The organism is Pseudomonas botevensis (assembly GCF_019145475.1).
GTDB lineage: Bacteria > Pseudomonadota > Gammaproteobacteria > Pseudomonadales > Pseudomonadaceae > Aquipseudomonas > Aquipseudomonas botevensis.
In genome coordinates this window covers 14,000-32,310 of the sequence record NZ_JAHTKI010000017.1, presented here as the reverse complement: position 1 = coordinate 32,310, position 18,311 = coordinate 14,000, and the positions used below count along the sequence as shown (strand labels likewise).

Sequence of the window (18,311 nt, the reverse complement as noted above, 5' to 3'; positions counted from 1 at the left end):
TCCGGGAAATGCATTGGATATGCATCAGGTCGACTCCTTATAAAGGCAATCTCTTATGCAGTAAATATTTGTAAATCCATAAATAAATAACTTTAAAGAATATGCAGCACTGAAGATGTCTGTGTGTTTTTTGACCAGGAGCGTCTTATGAGTCCAGTGAAACGTGCGTCCCCGCTAACGCCCCGACGGCTCAAGCGCCTGCCTTTGGCCCTGCTGCTGGCGGGGAGCGCCAGTTGGACTCACAGCTACGCCGCCGACGCCGAAACCCCGGCACCGGCTCCCGCCGACAAAACGGCTGCCGACAGCTCGCAGCTGGAAACCGTGACCGTCACCACCCGCCGCCGCGAAGAAAGCTCCCAGGACGTGCCGACCCCGATGAGCGTGGTCAGTGGCCAGACGCTGGAGACGCAGCGGGTCTATCGGATTCAGGATTTGCAGCAACTGGTGCCCAGCGTCAATGTCGCCTACATGCATGCGCGTCAGTCCAGTGTGTCGATTCGCGGTCTGGGCAATAACCCGGCCAGCGATGGTCTGGAAGGCAGCGTCGGCCTGTACATCGACAACGTTTATCTGGGCCGTCCGGGGATGGCGGTGTTCGACCTGATGGACATCGAGCAACTGGAGGTTCTGCGTGGGCCGCAGGGTACGTTGTTTGGCAAGAACACCACTGCCGGGGTCATCAACATCAGCACCCGTGCACCGAGTTTCACCCCGGAGCGCAGCATCGAAACCTCGGTCGGCGAGGACGGTTACTTCCAGACCAAGGGCACGATTTCCGGGCCGCTCAACGATCAGTGGGCCGGCCGTTTTTCTGCCTATCGCAGCCGCAGCGACGGCGACATCAAGAACGAATTCGACGGCCACGACCTCAACGGCGGCTCGCGCGAGGGATTTCGCGCGCAACTGCTGTTCAAGCCCAACGAATCGTTCAACCTGCGCTGGATCGGCGACTACAACGAAGAAGATTCCAGTGCCGGCACCCGCGTGTTGTACAGCACCGGGCCGACCATCAACGGCGTCAATCTCTACTCGGCGCGGGCTGCCACGGCAGGGGCGACCCTGGTCAACGGCTCGCACCGCAAGGTCAATCTGGACAACGACCAGCACGTCACCGTGCATCAGGGCGGCACTTCGGTGGAGGCCAACTGGACGCTGCCCAGTGACTTCACCCTGACCTCGGTCAGCTCCTATCGGTTCTGGAATTTCACTCCGCGCAACGACGATGGCCTGAACGTTCCGGCGAGCTACAACGCCGGGGTTTCGGTGGAAGACAAACAGTATTCCCAGGAATTTCGCCTGGCTTCGCCCAAGGGCGAATTCTTCGACTACGTGCTTGGCGCGTACTACTTCGGCTCGGATCTGGATAACACATCCTTCCTCAACTATGGGCCGCAGGCGGATATCTGGAACGGCACACCGGCCGGCGCCCTGGCCAACATCGACAGCTACGGCCATGGCCACATCAAGACCGACAGCTTCGCGTTGTTTGCCCAGGGCACCTGGCACCTCACCGAACGCCTGGACTTCACTGCCGGGGTGCGCGGCACCTATGAAGAGAAGACTGCCGACGTCACGCGGGATGCCCCGCTCGGTGGTGCAGCGGTGGCTGGCGCGGCGGCTACGGCGCGGCGCAATCGTGTCGGCGTCTACGATTCCGGCGATCTGAATCAGTACAGTTCCAGCCCCTCGGGTCTGCTCAACCTCAGTTATCGCATTACCGACGATTTGCTCGGTTACGCGACGCTGTCCCACGGCGAAAAATCCGGTGGGGTCAACCTTGCCGTGGGCTCGGCACCGACCGCTGGCGCCGACTCGTTGCTGATCGGCACCGAGCGCGCCAACAACGCCGAACTCGGCTTCAAAAGCACACTTTGGGATCGCCGTTTGCAGCTCAACGCCAACGTGTTCTGGACTCAGGTCAATGCCTATCAGACCAACGCCTACGATGCCGCCAACCGCGTGCAATACCTGACCAACGCCGGTTCCGTGCGCTCGCGCGGGGTGGAGTTCGAAAGCACCGTGATCCCGCTGCGGGGCCTGACCCTGAACATCAACGGCTCCTACAACGACGTCCGCTATCTCTCGTACAAGGATGCGCCGTGCCCGCCGGAAGTCAGTCAGGCGCCGGGCGCCCCGGCGTCCTGCGACCTCAGCGGGCACCAGGTCGTCGGCGCTTCGAAATGGATCGGCAACGCCAACGGCGAATACAAATGGAACCTGGATAACGGCTTCGAACCCTACGTCACCGCCAGCTATGCGTTCCGCTCCAAGGCGGTGGGTACGGTGGAGGATTCCGATTTTGGCCAGATCCCGAGCTATGCGGTGGTCAACTTCTCCACCGGTCTGCGCGGCGATTTCAATCAGGGCCAGTGGGACGTCTCGCTGTGGCTGAAAAACGCCTTCGACAAGACCTACTACACGACCCTGTGGACCGGCGGCAACGGCGGCTATGAAGGTCTGCTCGGCACGCCGCGTACTCTTGGCGTCACCGGTCGTTATGATTTCTGATCGAAGCCAAATCACAGGGAAAGTTAATTTCGAGATGATTAGTGCTTATAGCAATTTCGTTGAAAAGTTGCGTGGACAATAAAGGAATCACCAACCATTCTGTGTCTCGTGAGTTTCCAGGAGGAAACTTGCTCTCATCGGAAGATACTTAACCAACGATTAAGGAAATCTTGTTATGTCGAGCATTAACGGAACTTATGTAAACGCTAACTCGGGCGCCAAGCTGGTAATCACCGATGGTAATGATTCCAACGGCAGCTTCAGCGGCACCCTGAGCCAAGGCGGCGTAAACTACGACATCCGCTACGGGAACTACCACTTCCAGAACAGCACCGGCAACCCGACCACGATCGCGGTCCTGGCTCAGAATGGTAATAGCGGTTATCAGACATGGACTCTGTTTTCCCCAGATCATAATTACGCGACACTCCGCGCCACAGGTTCTCGCGTAAACTTCGACGGTGAAGTAGTTAATTTGGGTGGTGAGTTTAAAAAGCAATAACGTAATTCCGTTACAGTCAGGCCGATGCGCATTTGTGCATCGGCCTTTTTATTTTTATATGAAAAAGCATGGCAACTATTCAATTGGTATTAGTTGTCCCTGTTTTCCGGATCATCAATCCATCCAATGCCTTGCACGAATATTTTCAATGCCGCAAAAGCATGCTTTTTCAGGCACCTCGCTGAACGCCTTGCGGGCCGTGGCTTTGCCGGAAATGATCATTTTTCATATTCCATAAATGTCTATCCATAACATCAAAGATTACTTTCGGAGATAAGCCGCACAGCCAATGATTGAGCCATCGATCACGCCGTGGGGGCTGCAAAAAACGGCGCATCGACCGCGTGTGCGAAACCGAACGAAAGAGACCGCAGGGAGTGAAGCAATGGGCAATGTCCAGACCGCCGCCAGTGCTCAGGAAGCGCTGTGGCGCCAGGCGCCGGGTGGCGAATTGGTCGATCTTGGCCGGCCCCATCGCGTGCCGTTGGGGCAGCTGCGTTTGCAGCGTGCGCCCAGGGGCATTCTGAGCCGGCGCGAAACGATTCTGCTCGGCGTACTGGCGCTGGTGGTGCATGGCGCGGTGATCTACTGGATCAACCAGCATCCGACGCCGGCGCTGCCGATCGTGCCGCCGGAAATTCCACCGATGACCATCGAGTTTTCGCACCCCGCGCCGCCGGCTCCGCCCGTGGTGCAGCCGCCACCTCCTGCGCCGGTGGTCGAGCCGCCACCGCCGGTGGAAGACGAACTGGCCGTGAAGCCGCCGCCACCGAAACCGATTCCCAAGCCCAAACCGGTCGCCAAACCCGTACCGAAACCGGCGCCCAAGGCTGTCGAGCAACCACCGGCACCGCCACAACCGGCCGCCCCGGTCGCGGCGCCGGCTCCACCCGCTCCGCCCGCGCCGGCACCGGTTACGCCAGCCTCGGCCAACGCCGCGTACCTGAAAAATCCGGCGCCGGAGTATCCGTCGCTGGCCCAGCGTCGCGGTTGGGAAGGCAGCGTGCTGCTGCGGGTTCACGTACTGGCCAGCGGCAAACCGGGTGAGATCCAGATTCAGAAAAGCAGTGGCCGGCAGCAACTCGACGATGCGGCGCTGGCTGCGGTGAAGCGCTGGAGTTTTGTACCGGCCAAGCAGGGTGATGTCGCCCAGGACGGCTGGGTCAGCGTCCCCATCGATTTCAAGATTCATTAAACCGAAACCAATTTCGCGCTAAACGTTTACACGAGGGAACACATCATGACGTTACTGGCCTCTCCACTGGAATCCATCGAAAGCGCGGTGATCTGGCTGCTGGTGGTTTTTTCCGTCGCCACCTGGGGACTGGCGCTGCTCAAGGCTGTGCAGTTCGGTCGCCTGAAATCCCAGGATCGCAAATTTCACAAACGCTTCTGGGCGGCGTCGAGTCTTGATTCCGCCGCCGAGTTGAGCGAAACCCAGCCCGGCGCCGCGGCGCGAGTGGCGCAGGCCGGTTATGCGGCAATCCAGGTCGGCGAGGCGCCGCAGGCGGCGGACCTGAGCCAGGCGATCAACCATCAGGATCGCCTCGAACGTGCGTTGCGCCAGCAGATCGTGCGCGAGCGGCGTTCGCTGGAAACCGGTCTGGCGGTGGTCGCGAGTATTGGCAGCACCTCGCCGTTCATTGGTCTGTTCGGCACGGTCTGGGGAATCATGGAAGCGCTGAAAGGCATCAGCGCGGCCGGTTCGGCAAGCCTGGAAACGGTCGCCGGCCCCATCGGTGCGGCACTGGTCGCCACCGGGGTGGGGATCGCGGTCGCGGTGCCGGCGGTGCTGGTTTACAACTACTTTTTACGTCGCCTGAAACTGACGGCGGCGGACCTGGACGACTTCGCCCACGACTTCTACAGCCTGGCGCAGAAGAGTGCGTTCCGCGTGCTGATCCACCCGACCGCGCACAAGGTCGCGGCCCAGGGCAACGGGCAGAAAGTGAAGGAGGCGTCCTGATATGGCCTTCTCCACGCAAGACAGCGATGAGGTGCTGAGCGAGATCAACGTGACACCGCTGGTGGATGTGATGCTGGTGCTGCTGGTGGTGTTTATCGTCACCGCGCCGCTGCTGACCAACGCGATTCCGATCAACCTGCCCAAGACCGAGGCGGTAGCGCCGGTCGAGCAGAAAGACCCGTTGGTGGTGAGCATCGACGGGGCGGGAAAACTGTTTATCAACAAGGACGAAATCCAGCCGGACCTGCTGGAATTCAACCTCACGGCGGCCAAGGCCAAGGACCCGGAAGTGCGCGTGCAATTGCAGGCGGATGACGGGGTGAATTACGGCGAAGTGGCGCGAGCCATGGCGTCGATCGAGAGGGCAGGGATCACCAAGCTGTCGGTGATTACTGCGCGATAAGGGATTTTCGTTTTTCCGGGGCCGTCTCCTTGGCAGGGTGCGGCCCCTTTTTTTGCCTCAAGTGAAATAAGCCATAAGCGTCCAGAAAACGTCCGTTTCGCTAGCAGCTTGAGGCTCGCAGATTGATGCTGCAATTCGGTTATTAATAAATAGCTTCTTATTCCTTAACGAATATAAATCCCGTCCCTATACTCGATCAGGAACAGACACGACGCAGGAGAGCTTCCCCATGCGCAACGAATCAATCCGTTATCTGATTGTGCCGGGCTGGCAAGGATCGCCAGAAGATCATTGGCAAACCCACTGGCAGAACAGCCTGCCCAACAGCGCACGGGTGGAGCAGGCCGACTGGCTGACGCCGCGCCGCGAGGACTGGGTGGCCGCGCTGGCCGAAGCAATCGCTGCCGACAGCTCGCCGGTGATCCTCATCGCGCACAGTCTCGGTTGCATCACCGTTGCCCATTGGGCGGCCACCGCGCCGTTGCATCATTTGCGTCAGGTTCGCGGAGCGTTGCTGGTCGCGCCGGCGGATGTCGAGCGTCCGGCCTGCGCTCCGGCGCTGCGCAATTTTGCGCCGATTCCGAGCGACCTGCTGCCGTTCCCGAGCCAGGTGGTCAGCTCCGACAACGACGCTGCGGTCAGCGCGCCGCGCGCTCTGGAACTGGCGCGCAACTGGGGTGCCGAGGCGGGGATTCTCGCCGGTGCCGGGCACATCAACGTGAAATCCGGGCATCAGCGCTGGGAGCAGGGATTCGCCTATCTGTATCGCCTGCAAAACCGCATGGAACATCACGCCCGGCGTCGCGCTTGAACACTATTTTTCTTCTATGAACGCCCCCGTCTCCCGGCGGTTCTGGGCGGGAGTCTGCCATGAGTTTCGAAACCTTCGGCCAGCCGCTGCTGACCTTTCCCGATGCGGAAAAAAGCCCCCTGAGCATTCGCGCCAAGGCGCTGGTGTTTGTCGATCCCCGCTCGCGCCAGTTGCGCGAGGAAATGAACCAACTGGCGCCGCGTTCGACGTCGGTGCTGATTCGCGGCGAAACCGGCACCGGCAAGGAATTGCTCGCCCGCCACATCCACCGCGCCAGTGATCGCAGCGGCCTGTTCGTGTCGGTCAATTGCGGGGCGATCAGCCCGACCTACGCCGACGCCGAACTGTTCGGCTATGCCGCCGGCAGTTACAGCGGCTCGGCCAGCAGCCGTGCCGGATGGTTCGGTTCGGCCAATGGCGGCACCCTGTACCTGGATGAAATCGGCGACTTGCCGCTGCCGATCCAGATCAAATTGCTCGCCGCCCTGGAAAACCATGAGGTCACCCGCGTCGGTGCCCATCAGCCAAGCCCGGTGGATGTGCGCCTGGTGGCGGCGACCAGCATCGATCTGGCGCAAGCGGTGGCGGCGGGGAAATTCCACGAGCGCCTGTATCACTACCTCAGCGAAGGGCATCTGGAACTGCCGGCGCTGCGTGAGCGCATCGGCGACATTCTGTCGCTGGCCGAGTATTTCCTCGGTATCTACAGCCAGCGTCTGGATCTGCCTGTGCCGCTCATCAGCGAATCGGCGCAGCAGGTATTGGAACAACACAACTGGCCGGGCAATACCCGCGAGCTGGAAAACGTCATTCACTTTGCCTTGCTGGTGAGCACCGGCGACGAGATTCTGCCGGAGCACCTGAACCTGCCCGAGGTGTCTGGCCCGCTGGTTCAGATCGAGCGTCAGGTGGCGAGCATCAGCCTCAACGGCAGTGCCGCCGAACGTAAGGCATTGAAAGATTTACTGTTAAGCCTGAGCGAGGCGTTGTAACCCCTTTTGTGCAACATGAACAAAATGGAATATGAAGCTGAATAAACGTTATTGTCCGGGAATAAAAAATCCCGGTATTGTCCGACTCACGCCAGCGATAGCACTTCACTGGCACTCGTATTAAATGCCGTCGTCGATGACGACCGTGATTCTCGATAAGGACACTGCATGAAAAAGGTTCTGTTGTTTACCGCATTGGCGGCTGCTCTGAGCGCTTCTCTGGCCCAGGCCGGCGAGAAACTGGTGGTCGCAGCGACCCCGGTCCCACACGCCGAAATCCTCGAACTGATCAAGCCGACCCTCGCCAAAGAAGGCGTGGATCTGGAAGTCAAAGTCTTCACCGACTATGTACAGCCGAACGTGCAAGTGGGCGAGAAGCGTCTGGACGCCAACTACTTCCAGACCAAGCCGTACCTGGACAGCTTCAACGCCGGCAAATACAAGGACGACAAGTCCAAGTACCTGGTGACCGTGCAAGGTGTTCACGTTGAACCGTTTGGCGGCTACTCGAGCAAGTACAAGACCCTGGCCGAACTGCCTGACGGCGCGACCATCGCCATTCCAAACGAAGGCAGCAACAGCGGTCGTGCGCTGATCCTGCTGCAGAAGGCTGGCCTGATCGAGCTGAAAGACCCGAAAAACGCCCTGGCCACCCCGAAAGACATCGCCAAGAACCCGCACAACTTCAAGTTCAAGGAACTGGAATCGGCCCTGCTGCCGCGTGTTCTGAAAGAAGTCGACCTGGACATGATCAACACCAACTACGCGCTGGAAGCCAAGTTGAACCCGACCAAGGATGCCCTGGTGATCGAAGGTGCCGACTCGCCTTACGTGAACTTCCTGGTGACCCGTGAGGACAACAAGAACAGCGACGCCATCCAGAAACTGGCCAAGGCGCTGACCAGCCCGGAAGTCAAAGCGTTCATCGAGAAGAAATACAACGGCGCGGTATTGCCGGCGTTCTGATCTGACGCAGCAGCAAAACCCCTTCAAGGTTTGCAAAACGCCGATGGCCAGTGATGGTCATCGGCGTTTTTTTGTGTGCGGGGGAAAGCGGCCCTCACGGCCGGGCATTGAGAGCCCTGCGCAACGCTACCAGCAATTTCACGATGTCCTGCGGATCCAGGCGCTGCGGCACTTTTACGTCCATGTTCTCTTCCTTGTTATGGGTTTGGCCGGGGGAGTCTGGCCAAAAGCTGCTCGTCCTTGGAGGGCTTTCCTGAAAAAAAGATCCTTCCTACAGCGCAAGGAAAAATAGCCTTCTTCTTCCTTCTCGGCAAACGCACAGGAATAGTTTTTTGAGTGATATCAATATGCTTTAACGGTATTTAAATTCTTCTTTTTATACCTTTAAAGTCGGTGCCTGCCGGACAGTTACCCGCTGTCCATGGACTGCACCACCGTCGCTTACCGAGCGGCGTCAGGACGTTTCATGACCTTCGATTACGCATTCATCCTCAGCACCCTGCCGGCGTTTCTCAAAGCTGTGGGCGTGACGCTGCAGGTCGGTTTGATCGCCATCGGCACTTCCCTGGTGGTGGCGCTGATCAACGCAACGATTCTGGTGTTTCGCACCCCCTACCTGCAAAAACTGGTAGGCCTGTATGTAGAGCTGGCGCGCAACACACCGCTGCTGATCCAGTTGTTTTTCGTCTACTTCGCGCTGCCGGCGCTGGGCATCAAGGTGTCCGGTTTTGCGGCGGCGATCATCACCATGACCTTCCTCGGCGGCGCCTACCTCACCGAAGTGCTGCGCGCCGGGGTCGACGCGGTGCCTCAGGCGCAACTGGAATCGGGCCGCTCCATCGGTTTGTCCCACGGCCAGTTGCTGCGCTACGTGATCCTGCCGCAAGCGGGGATCCTCAGCCTGCCGTCGCTGTTCGCCAATTTCATTTTCCTGCTCAAGGAAACCACCGTGGTGTCGGCGGTGGCGGTGCCGGAGATTCTCTACACCACCAAGAGCTACATCGCGCTCTATTACAAAACCTACGAAATGCTCGCCGTGCTGACGCTGATTTGCGTGCTGCTGTTCTTGCCGCTGTCGCTGTTGCTCAGCCGTCTGGAAAGGAGGCTCCAGCATGGCCAGTTCGGGTCTTGAACTGCTTTGGGTGTCGTTGCCGCAACTGGCGAAGGGCGCCGGGCAAACGCTGTCGATCTCGTTCCTGAGCATCGCCATCAGCACCGTCGGCGGCGTGCTCTACGGTGTGTTGCGCACGCTCAACGTGAAGTGGCTGAACGCGGTGCTGCGGGTTTATCTGGAGCTGTTCCGGGCGATCCCGGTGCTGGTCTGGTTGTACCTGTTGTTTTTCGGTCTGCCGATTTTCTTTGGCCTGAGTCTGCCGAGCTTCTGGTGCGCGGTGCTGGTGCTGTCGCTGTGGGGCGCCAGCGAGGTCGGCGAAGTGGCGCGCGGCGCATTGCATTCGTTGCCGCGCGGGCAGCGTGAGGCGGGGCTGTCGATCGGCCTGAACGCGGCGCAGCTCTACGGCTACGTGTTGCTGCCCCAGGCGTTGAAACGCATGACGCCGCCGACCATCAACGTCTACACGCGGATCATCAAGACCAGTTCGCTGGCGGTGCTGATCGGTGTGGTGGACGTGATCAAGGTCGGCCAGCAGATCATCGAGCGTACCTACGAATCGGTGTTGATCTACGGCGCGCTGTTTCTGTTTTTCTTTTTCATCTGCTACCCGCTGTCGGCCGCGTCCCGCGTGCTGGAGCGGCGCTGGACGCAAGCATGAGCGCATTGATCGAGTTTCAGGGTTTCAACAAATTCTTCGGCGAGCAACAGGTGCTCAACGGCATCGACCTGCAAGTGCAGGCCGGTGAGGTCATTGTGATCCTCGGCCCCAGCGGCTGCGGCAAAAGTACCTTGTTGCGTTGCCTCAACGGCCTGGAAAGCGCCCACAGCGGCCATCTGCGTTTTGCCGGGCGCGAGCTGCTGGACAAGGCCACCGACTGGCGCGAGATCCGCCAGCAGATCGGCATGGTGTTCCAGAGTTATCACCTGTTCCCGCACATGAGCGTGCTCGACAACCTGCTGCTCGGCCCGCTCAAGGTGCAAAAGCGCGAGCGTCGCGAAGCACAGCAGCAAGCCGAAGCCTTGCTTGAGCGTATAGGCCTTGCGGACAAGCGCGACGCCTTCCCGCGTCAGCTCTCCGGCGGCCAGCAGCAACGCATCGCCATCGTCCGTTCGTTGTGCATGAACCCTCGGGTCATGCTCTTCGATGAAGTCACCGCCGCCCTTGATCCGGAGATGGTCAAGGAGGTGCTGGAAGTGATTCAGGGCCTGGCCCGCGAAGGCATGACCCTGTTGATCGTCACCCACGAAATGGCCTTCGCCCGCGCGGTGGCCGACCGCATCGTGTTCATGGATGGCGGGCGCATCCTTGAACAGAACCCGCCCGAGCTTTTCTTTACGAACCCGCAAACCGCACGCGCGCAGCAGTTCCTGGAGAAGTTCTCCTACGTCGAGGCCCTGACCTCGACGGCTTCGCCCAAAACGACTCCAACAAAGGAACTGGAACTGCCATGAAAACTGCCAAATCACTGTTTGTCCTGCCACTGCTCGGCCTGGCCTTGCTGGCCGGCTGCAATAAGTCCGAAGAACCGGCCAAGCCGAAAGTCGCCAGCGAAAGCACTGCGCCGGCCGGTTACCTGGACAAGATCAAGGCCCGCGACAAACTCATCGTCGGCGTGTTCACCGACAAGCCGCCGTTCGGCTTCGTCAATGAAGCCGGGCGTTACGTCGGTTTCGATACCGACATCGGCCGGCAATTCGCCAAGGATCTGCTGGGTGACGAGAACAAGGTCGAATTCGTTGCGGTGGAGCCGGCCAGTCGGATTCCGTTCCTGCAAAGCGACAAGGTCGACCTGATTCTCGCCAACATGACCGTGACCCCGGAGCGCAAGGAAGCGGTGGAATTCACCAACCCCAATCTGAAGGTCGCGGTGCAGGCGCTGGTGCCGCAGAGCAGCACGGTGAAAAGCCTCGATGACCTGGCGACCCGTACCACCATCGTCACCACGGGCACTACCGCCGATATCTGGCTGACCAAGAATCACCCGGACTGGAAACTGCTGAAATTCGAGAAAAACTCCGAGTCCCTGCAAGCACTGGCCAATGGTCATGGCGATGCCTATGCGCAGGACAATCTGGTGCTGTTCAGCTGGGCCAAGCAGAACCCGGGCTACCGCGTGCTGGACGAGAAACTCGGCGCCGAGGCACCGATTGCACCGGCGGTGAAGAAGGGCAATATCGAACTGCGTGACTGGGTGAATGCCGAGTTGGCCAGACTGGGCGAGGAGAAGTATCTGCTCAAGCTGTATGACCAATATGTGCGTAAAGAGCTGAGCGATGACACCAGACCTGAGAGCGTGATTGTCGAAGGTGGGAAGTGGCAAGGGTGATTTGATTGCCTGTTGGATTGGCGGTGAGGCTATCCCCTCACCCCAGCCCTCTCCCGGAGAGAGAGGGAGCCGATTCCTGTGCTTTGAAGATTTTTATCAGGCCCTGGCCCTCTGGGAGAGGGTCAGGGTGAGGGCCAATTCCACGCCGGCTCATCGAGCACCCGCTGGCCGACAATCCCGGTCTGCCCGAGGGTCTTCTCCAGCACGATGCAATTGCACTCCGGATCTTCCTGCAACGCCGAAATCAACCGCCGCGCATGGGACACCACCCACACCTGACACTCCTGCGAAGCCCGCATGATCAGCCGGGCCAGCGCCGGCAGCAGATCCGGGTGCAGGCTGGTTTCCGGTTCGTTCAGCACCATCAGCGACGGCGGGCGTGGCGTCAGCAGGGCGGCGACCAGCAGCAGATAACGCAGCGTGCCATCCGACAACTCCGCCGCCGACAACGGTCGCAGCAACCCTTCCTGATAAAACTCGATGGCGAACCGTCCGCCGGCCAGTGGCGCGATGTTCAGCCGGGCGCCGGGGAAGGCATCGCTGATCGCTGCCTGCAGCGCCTCGGGATCGCCGATTTCGCGGATGGTCTGCAACGCCGCCGCCAGATCACGCCCGTCATGGTGCAGCACCGGCGTGCGCGTGCCCAGTTGCGGTTGGCGCACCGGGGCGTCGGCGTCGCTGCGAAAGTGGTCATAGAAGCGCCAGCGGCGGATGAACTCGCGCATCTGGAACACTTCCGGGGAGTTGCGCAGGCTGCCGACCTGATCGAACAGGCTGTCGAAGTTCGGCGTGTGCTGGGCCAGCACATCCCAGCCGCGACCTTCACGGGCGCGGATCATCGGGCCGTCGCGATCCACCAGCAGGCTGGCCGGGCGATACAGCGGCCCGGCCCAGATGCATTCCTTTTTGATTTCCGGATCGAGAGCGAAAAACGAGCGGCTCGGCTCGGGCAGGCCCAAGGCTATCGCGTAGCTGAAATTCTCCCCGGCAAAACCCAGGCGCAGGCGGCGGACGCCCTGGCGCACCGTCGGCTCGATCGCCACTTCGCCGTTGCGCATCCGCCGGCTGATGGTTTCCGGTCCGGCCCAGAAGGTCGAATCCAGCCCGCCCTCGCGCGCCAGCGCATTGACCACGCCGCCCTGGGCGGTTTCCGCCAGCAGGCGCAAGGCCCGGTAGAGGTTGGACTTGCCGCTGCCGTTGGGGCCGGTGATCAGGTTCAGCCGACCCAGCGGAATCACCAGTTTATTGATCGAGCGGTAATTGGCGACCGCCAGGGTCTTGAGCATGAAAGTCCTTCTCTATGAAACGCTGAATCCTTGTGTAGATTGATCATTCATTACGCAGAGCGTGGTAACGATCAATGTCCGGGAGGAAATACTACGTTCACGCGAGCGAAGCCGGAACCCTGTTCTAAGCTCACAGTCGTATCGTCACTTGCACGTTCGTACACAGGAAGGAGTCTGCATGGCGAGTCCCGGATTGAAAACAGTGGTCATGCTGAGCCTGCTCGCCCTCCTGGGGGCGTGCGGCAAAAAGGAGCAATCGGCGAAGGACTTGCCCCGGGTGTTCGTGCAAGAGGTCAAGCCCGCGGATTACGCGGCGTCGGTGACCCTCACCGGTGATGTTCAGGCGCGGGTGCAGACCGAGCTGTCGTTCCGGGTCGGCGGCAAGATCATCCAGCGCATGGTCGATGTCGGTGACCGGGTTTCGGCCAGACAGGTGCTGGCCAAACTCGATCCCAAGGATCTGCAGACCAACGTCGATTCCGCCCAGGCCCAGGTGCTGGCCGAACAGGCGCGGGTCAAGCAGAGCGCGGCGGCGTTCGTCCGCCAGCAGAAATTGTTGCCCAAGGGCTACACCAGCCAATCCGAATATGACGCCGCTCAGGCCGCCCTGCGCAGCAGTCAGAGCGCGCTGACCGCCGCCCAGGCGCAATTGGCCAACGCCCGTGAGCAATTGAGCTACACCTCGTTGATCGCCGACGCGCCGGGCATCATCACCGCGCGCCAGGCCGAAGTCGGCCAGGTGGTGCAGGCCACCGTGCCGATCTACAGCCTGGCGAAGGACGGCGAGCGCGACGCGGTGTTCAACGTCTATGAATCACTGCTGAGCAACCCGCCGTCGAATCGCACGGTGGTGGTCAGCCTGCTCGACAACCCGAACATCAAAACCAACGGCACCGTGCGCGAAATCACCCCGGCGGTATCGGCGCAGACCGGCACCGTGCAGGTCAAAGTCTCCCTCGACGGCTTGCCGGATGGCATGCAGCTTGGCTCGGTGGTCAGCGCCACGGCTAAGACTGCCGGCAAATCCGCCGTCGAATTGCCCTGGTCGGCCCTGACCAAGAACCTCAGCGAACCGGCGGTGTGGATCATCGACGGTGAAGGCCGGGCGCAGTTGCATAACGTCACGGTGAGCCGCTACCTGACCGGCAAGGTGATCGTCAGCGATGGCCTGCAGGCGGGCGATAAAGTCATCATCGCCGGCGGCCAGTTGTTGCATCCGGGGATCAAGGTCGAGGTCGCCGAAGGCGTCTACAAGGATCTGCAAGTAGGAGCCCGGCCATGAAGCGCGTGCTGTTGTTATCCGTGCTGCTGGCGCTGGGCGCCTGCTCGAAAAAGGAGCCGCCACCGGAGCCGGTGCGTCCGGTGTTGTCGGTGGAGGTCCAGGCTCTCGATCAGGAAGACCTCGGTCGTTTCGCCGGGAGCATTCAGGCGCGCTATGAGAGCAACGTCGGTTTCCGCGTGCCGGGGCGCATTGCCAGCCGCAACGTCGATGTCGGCGCCGAAGTGCAGAAAGGCGCGTTGCTTGCCACCCTCGACCCGACCGACCAGCAGAACCAGTTGCGTGCCGCCGAGGGCGACCTGGCGCGCATTCAGGCGCAATACATCAACGCCCAGGCCAATGCCCGTCGCCAGCAGCAATTGTTCGACCGGGGAGTCGGCGCCCAGGCGCAACTGGACATTGCCCAGACCGACCTGAAAACCACCCAGGCCTCGCTGGATCAGGCCAAGGCTGCACTGAGCCAGGCCAAGGATCAGCTCGATTACGTGCAATTGCGCACCGACCACAAGGCGATCGTCACGGCCTGGAATGCCGAGGCCGGGCAGGTGGTCACCGCCGGTCAGCAAGTGGTGACCCTGGCGCAACCGGACATCAAGGAAGCGGTGATCGATCTGCCCGATACCCTGGTCGATCAACTGCCGGCGGATGTGGTGTTTCTGGTGGCCGCGCAACTCGATCCGAGCGTCAACACCACCGCGATCATTCGCGAAATCGAACCCCAGGCGCAGAGCGCCACCCGCACCCGCCGCGCACGCCTGACCATGACCGACACGCCGCCGGGCTTTCGCCTCGGCACGGCGGTCAGCGTGACCCTCAGTTCGGCGATCAAGCCGCGTCTGGAACTGCCGCTGAGCGTGTTGCAGGAGGTCGACGGCAAGACGCGGATCTGGGTCATCGACCCGCAGTCGCAAACCGTGTCGCCACGGGACGTCAGCCTGATCAGCCGCAACGACAGCACGGTGGTGCTGACCGCCGGGGTGAAGGCCGGTGAGCGGGTGGTGAGCGCAGGAGTGAACAGCCTCAAGTTGGGGCAGAAAGTCAAAATCGACGAGGACAGTCCACGATGAAAGGGCCTTTCAACTTATCCGAGTGGGCTCTCAAGCATCAGTCGTTCGTGTGGTATCTGATGTTCGTCGGGCTGCTGATGGGCGTGTTTTCGTACATGAACCTGGGCCGCGAGGAAGACCCTTCGTTCACCATCAAGACCATGGTGATCCAGACCCGCTGGCCCGGCGCGACCCAGGAAGAAACCCTCAAGCAGGTCACCGACCGCATCGAGAAAAAACTCGAAGAACTCGACTCCCTCGACTACGTGAAAAGCTACACGCGCCCCGGCGAATCCACGGTGTTCGTCAACCTGCGCGACACCACCAGCGCCAAGGACATCCCGGAAATCTGGTATCAGGTGCGCAAGAAGATCAACGACATTCGCGGCGACTTCCCCAAAGGCCTGCAAGGGCCGGGGTTCAACGACGAGTTCGGCGATGTGTTCGGTTCGGTGTATGCGTTCACCGCCGACGGCTTGTCGATGCGCCAGTTGCGCGACTATGTCGAGCAGGTGCGCGCCGAGATCCGCGATGTGCCGGGCCTGGGCAAGGTCGAGATGGTCGGCGAGCAGGACGAAGTCCTTTACCTGAATTTCTCCACGCGCAAGCTGGCGGCGCTGGGCATCGATCAGCGCCAGGTGGTGCAGAGCCTGCAATCGCAGAACGCGGTGACCCCGGCCGGGGTGATCGAGGCGGGGCCGGAGCGGATTTCCGTGCGCACGTCCGGGCAGTTCGCTTCGGAAAAAGACCTGGCCGACGTCAACCTGCGTCTCAACGACCGCTTCTATCGGCTGGCCGACATCGCCAACATCAGCCGTGGTTACGTCGATCCGGCGAGCCCGGAGTTTCGCTTCAACGGCACCCCTGCCATCGGCCTGGCGATTGCCATGAAGAAGGGCGGCAACATCCAGGAGTTCGGCAAGGCCCTGCATACGCGCATGGACGAACTGACCGCCGACCTGCCGGTGGGCGTCGGCGTGCATAACGTTTCGGATCAGGCCGAGGTGGTGGAAAAAGCCGTCGGCGGTTTCACCAGCGCGTTGTTCGAGGCGGTGGTGATCGTGCTGATCGTCAGCTTCGTCAGCCTCGGGGTGCGTGCCGGGCTGGTGGTGGCGTGTTCGATCCCGCTGGTGCTGGCGATGGTCTTCGTGTTCATGGAGTACAGCGGCATCACCATGCAGCGGATTTCCCTCGGCGCGCTGATTATCGCCCTCGGCCTGCTGGTGGACGACGCGATGATTACCGTGGAGATGATGGTCACGCGTCTGGAGATGGGCGAGACCAAGGAGCAGGCCGCGACCTTCGCCTACACCTCGACCGCGTTCCCGATGCTCACCGGCACCCTGGTGACGGTCGCCGGGTTCGTGCCGATCGGCCTCAACGCCAGTTCGGCGGGGGAGTACACCTTCACCCTGTTCGCGGTGATCGCGGTGGCGATGCTGGTGTCGTGGATCGTCGCGGTGCTGTTCGCGCCGGTGATCGGCGTGCACATCCTCAGCACCAACGTGAAACCCCACGACGCCGAGCCGGGGCGCATCGGCCGCGCGTTCAACACGAGCATGCTGTGGGCCATGCGCAACCGCTGGTGGGCGATCGGCATCACCGTTGCGCTGTTTGTGGCGTCGGTGTTCTCCATGCAGTTCGTGCAGAACCAGTTCTTCCCGTCATCGGACCGGCCGGAAATCCTCGTTGACCTGAACCTGCCGCAAAACGCCTCGATGGCCGAGACCCGCAAAGCCGTGGACAAGCTCGAAGCCACGCTCAAGGGCGACCCGGACATTGTGCGCTGGAGCACCTATATCGGTGAGGGTGCGATCCGTTTCTACCTGCCCCTCGACCAGCAATTGCAGAACCCGTACTACGCGCAACTGGTGATCGTCAGCAAGGACTTCGAGTCCCGCGAGGCTCTGAGCCAGCGCTTGCGCGAGCGCCTGCGCAAGGACTTCGTCGGCATCGGCAGCTACGTGCAGGCGCTGGAAATGGGTCCACCGGTCGGGCGCCCGATCCAGTACCGGGTCAGCGGCAAGGACATCGATCAGGTGCGCAAGCATGCCATCGAACTGGCAACCGAACTGGACAAGAACTCGCACATCGGCGAGATCATTTACGACTGGAACGAACCGGGCAAGGTCCTGCGCATCGACATCGCCCAGGACCGGGTGCGGCAACTCGGGTTGTCCTCGGAAGATGTCGCCAACCTGATGAACAGCATCGTGGTCGGCGCGCCGGTGACTCAGGTCGATGACGACATCTATCTGATCAACGTGGTCGGCCGCGCCGAAGACGCCGAGCGTGGCACGCCGGAAACCTTGCAGAATCTGCAAATCGTCACGCCGAGCGGCACTTCGATTCCGTTGCTGGCGTTCGCCACCGTGCGCTATGAGCTGGAGCAGCCGCTGGTGTGGCGCCGCGACCGCAAGCCGACCATCACCATCAAGGCTGCGGTGCGCGACGAAATTCAGCCGACCGACCTGGTCAAGCAGTTGCAGCCCGACATCGAGAAGTTCGCCGCCGGCCTGCCGGTGGGTTACAAGGTCGCCACCGGCGGTACGGTGGAGGAGAGCGGCAAGGCCCAGGGGCCGATTGCCAAGGTCGTGCCGCTGATGCTGTTCCTGATGGCGACCTTTCTGATGATTCAGTTGCACAGCGTGCAGAAGCTGTTCCTGGTGGCGAGCGTCGCGCCGCTGGGGCTGATCGGCGTGGTGCTGGCGCTGATTCCTACCGGCACGCCGATGGGCTTCGTGGCGATCCTGGGGATTCTCGCGCTGATCGGCATCATCATCCGTAACTCGGTGATTCTGGTGACCCAGATCGATGATTACGAGAGCAAAGGCTATACGCCGTGGGATGCGGTGGTGGAGGCCACGGAACACCGGCGCCGACCGATTCTGTTGACGGCCGCTGCCGCGAGCCTGGGGATGATTCCGATTGCCCGGGAAGTGTTCTGGGGGCCGATGGCCTACGCAATGATCGGCGGCATCATCATCGCCACGCTGCTGACGTTGCTGTTTCTTCCGGCGCTGTATGTGGCCTGGTACAAGATTCGTGAGCCGAAGAAGGACCGCGAATAAAAACCTGCGGGAGCGGGCACGCTCGCTCCCGCAGAGCCTC

At 61.1% G+C, this 18,311-nt stretch carries 16 protein-coding genes; 15 read left to right on the top strand and 1 reads right to left on the bottom strand.

The window, feature by feature from the left end; all coding sequences use genetic code 11:
* Positions 1 to 147: 147 nt before the first annotated feature.
* From KVQ74_RS20590 to KVQ74_RS20535, 12 genes are all read left to right on the top strand, one after another.
* Positions 148 to 2,508 (top strand): TonB-dependent receptor, encoded by a 2,361-nt coding sequence (locus KVQ74_RS20590; RefSeq protein ID WP_217832995.1) that lies wholly within the window; start codon positions 148 to 150, stop codon positions 2,506 to 2,508.
* A 175-nt stretch (positions 2,509 to 2,683) separates the two neighbouring features.
* On the top strand, positions 2,684 to 3,010 hold the full coding sequence (locus tag KVQ74_RS20585) for a hypothetical protein (RefSeq protein ID WP_217832994.1): 327 nt from the start codon (positions 2,684 to 2,686) through the stop codon (positions 3,008 to 3,010).
* A 385-nt stretch (positions 3,011 to 3,395) separates the two neighbouring features.
* Positions 3,396 to 4,205 (top strand): energy transducer TonB, encoded by an 810-nt coding sequence (locus tag KVQ74_RS20580; RefSeq protein ID WP_217832993.1) that lies wholly within the window; start codon positions 3,396 to 3,398, stop codon positions 4,203 to 4,205.
* A 45-nt stretch (positions 4,206 to 4,250) separates the two neighbouring features.
* Positions 4,251 to 4,976, top strand: coding sequence for a MotA/TolQ/ExbB proton channel family protein (locus tag KVQ74_RS20575; protein WP_217832992.1), 726 nt, complete (start codon positions 4,251 to 4,253; stop codon positions 4,974 to 4,976).
* 1 nt (position 4,977) lies between these two features.
* Positions 4,978 to 5,379 carry an ExbD/TolR family protein gene (locus KVQ74_RS20570; RefSeq protein WP_217832991.1) on the top strand — a complete coding sequence of 134 codons (402 nt, stop codon included), beginning with the start codon at positions 4,978 to 4,980 and terminating at the stop codon, positions 5,377 to 5,379.
* Between the two features lie 229 nt (positions 5,380 to 5,608).
* Positions 5,609 to 6,190, top strand: a complete 582-nt coding sequence (locus KVQ74_RS20565) for an alpha/beta hydrolase (protein WP_217832990.1) — start codon at positions 5,609 to 5,611, stop codon at positions 6,188 to 6,190.
* A 59-nt stretch (positions 6,191 to 6,249) separates the two neighbouring features.
* Positions 6,250 to 7,182, top strand: a complete 933-nt coding sequence (locus KVQ74_RS20560) for a sigma 54-interacting transcriptional regulator (protein ID WP_217832989.1) — start codon at positions 6,250 to 6,252, stop codon at positions 7,180 to 7,182.
* 168 nt (positions 7,183 to 7,350) lie between these two features.
* The gene (locus KVQ74_RS20555) at positions 7,351 to 8,148 is read left to right on the top strand and encodes a MetQ/NlpA family ABC transporter substrate-binding protein (protein WP_217832988.1); all 798 of its coding nucleotides are present in this window, start codon (positions 7,351 to 7,353) and stop codon (positions 8,146 to 8,148) included.
* Between the two features lie 466 nt (positions 8,149 to 8,614).
* Positions 8,615 to 9,280, top strand: coding sequence for an amino acid ABC transporter permease (locus KVQ74_RS20550; protein WP_217832987.1), 666 nt, complete (start codon positions 8,615 to 8,617; stop codon positions 9,278 to 9,280).
* Positions 9,261 to 9,920, top strand: a complete 660-nt coding sequence (locus tag KVQ74_RS20545) for an amino acid ABC transporter permease (protein ID WP_217832986.1) — start codon at positions 9,261 to 9,263, stop codon at positions 9,918 to 9,920. Before KVQ74_RS20550 ends, KVQ74_RS20545 begins: the two co-directional genes overlap by 20 nt.
* Positions 9,917 to 10,714 carry an amino acid ABC transporter ATP-binding protein gene (locus KVQ74_RS20540; protein ID WP_217832985.1) on the top strand — a complete coding sequence of 266 codons (798 nt, stop codon included), beginning with the start codon at positions 9,917 to 9,919 and terminating at the stop codon, positions 10,712 to 10,714. Before KVQ74_RS20545 ends, KVQ74_RS20540 begins: the two co-directional genes overlap by 4 nt.
* A complete protein-coding gene (locus KVQ74_RS20535; RefSeq protein ID WP_217832984.1) occupies positions 10,711 to 11,589 on the top strand; it encodes a transporter substrate-binding domain-containing protein in 879 nt (292 codons plus the stop codon). The genes KVQ74_RS20540 and KVQ74_RS20535 overlap by 4 nt, the downstream gene beginning before the upstream one ends.
* Positions 11,590 to 11,711: 122 nt before the next feature.
* Here the strand turns inward: KVQ74_RS20535 and KVQ74_RS20530 are convergent, their stop codons facing one another.
* Positions 11,712 to 12,875 carry an AAA family ATPase gene (locus KVQ74_RS20530; protein ID WP_217832983.1) on the bottom strand — a complete coding sequence of 388 codons (1,164 nt, stop codon included), beginning with the start codon at positions 12,873 to 12,875 and terminating at the stop codon, positions 11,712 to 11,714.
* Positions 12,876 to 13,053: 178 nt separating this feature from the next.
* Between KVQ74_RS20530 and KVQ74_RS20525 the strand changes: the two genes are divergently transcribed.
* The 3 genes from KVQ74_RS20525 to KVQ74_RS20515 are packed head-to-tail and all read left to right on the top strand — an operon-like array spanning position 13,054 to position 18,271.
* Positions 13,054 to 14,157, top strand: coding sequence for an efflux RND transporter periplasmic adaptor subunit (locus KVQ74_RS20525; protein WP_217832982.1), 1,104 nt, complete (start codon positions 13,054 to 13,056; stop codon positions 14,155 to 14,157).
* Positions 14,154 to 15,221: an efflux RND transporter periplasmic adaptor subunit gene (locus tag KVQ74_RS20520; protein WP_217832981.1), complete on the top strand. Its 1,068-nt coding sequence runs from the start codon at positions 14,154 to 14,156 to the stop codon at positions 15,219 to 15,221. Before KVQ74_RS20525 ends, KVQ74_RS20520 begins: the two co-directional genes overlap by 4 nt.
* Positions 15,218 to 18,271 carry an efflux RND transporter permease subunit gene (locus KVQ74_RS20515; protein WP_217832980.1) on the top strand — a complete coding sequence of 1,018 codons (3,054 nt, stop codon included), beginning with the start codon at positions 15,218 to 15,220 and terminating at the stop codon, positions 18,269 to 18,271. The genes KVQ74_RS20520 and KVQ74_RS20515 overlap by 4 nt, the downstream gene beginning before the upstream one ends.
* Positions 18,272 to 18,311: the final 40 nt, after the last annotated feature.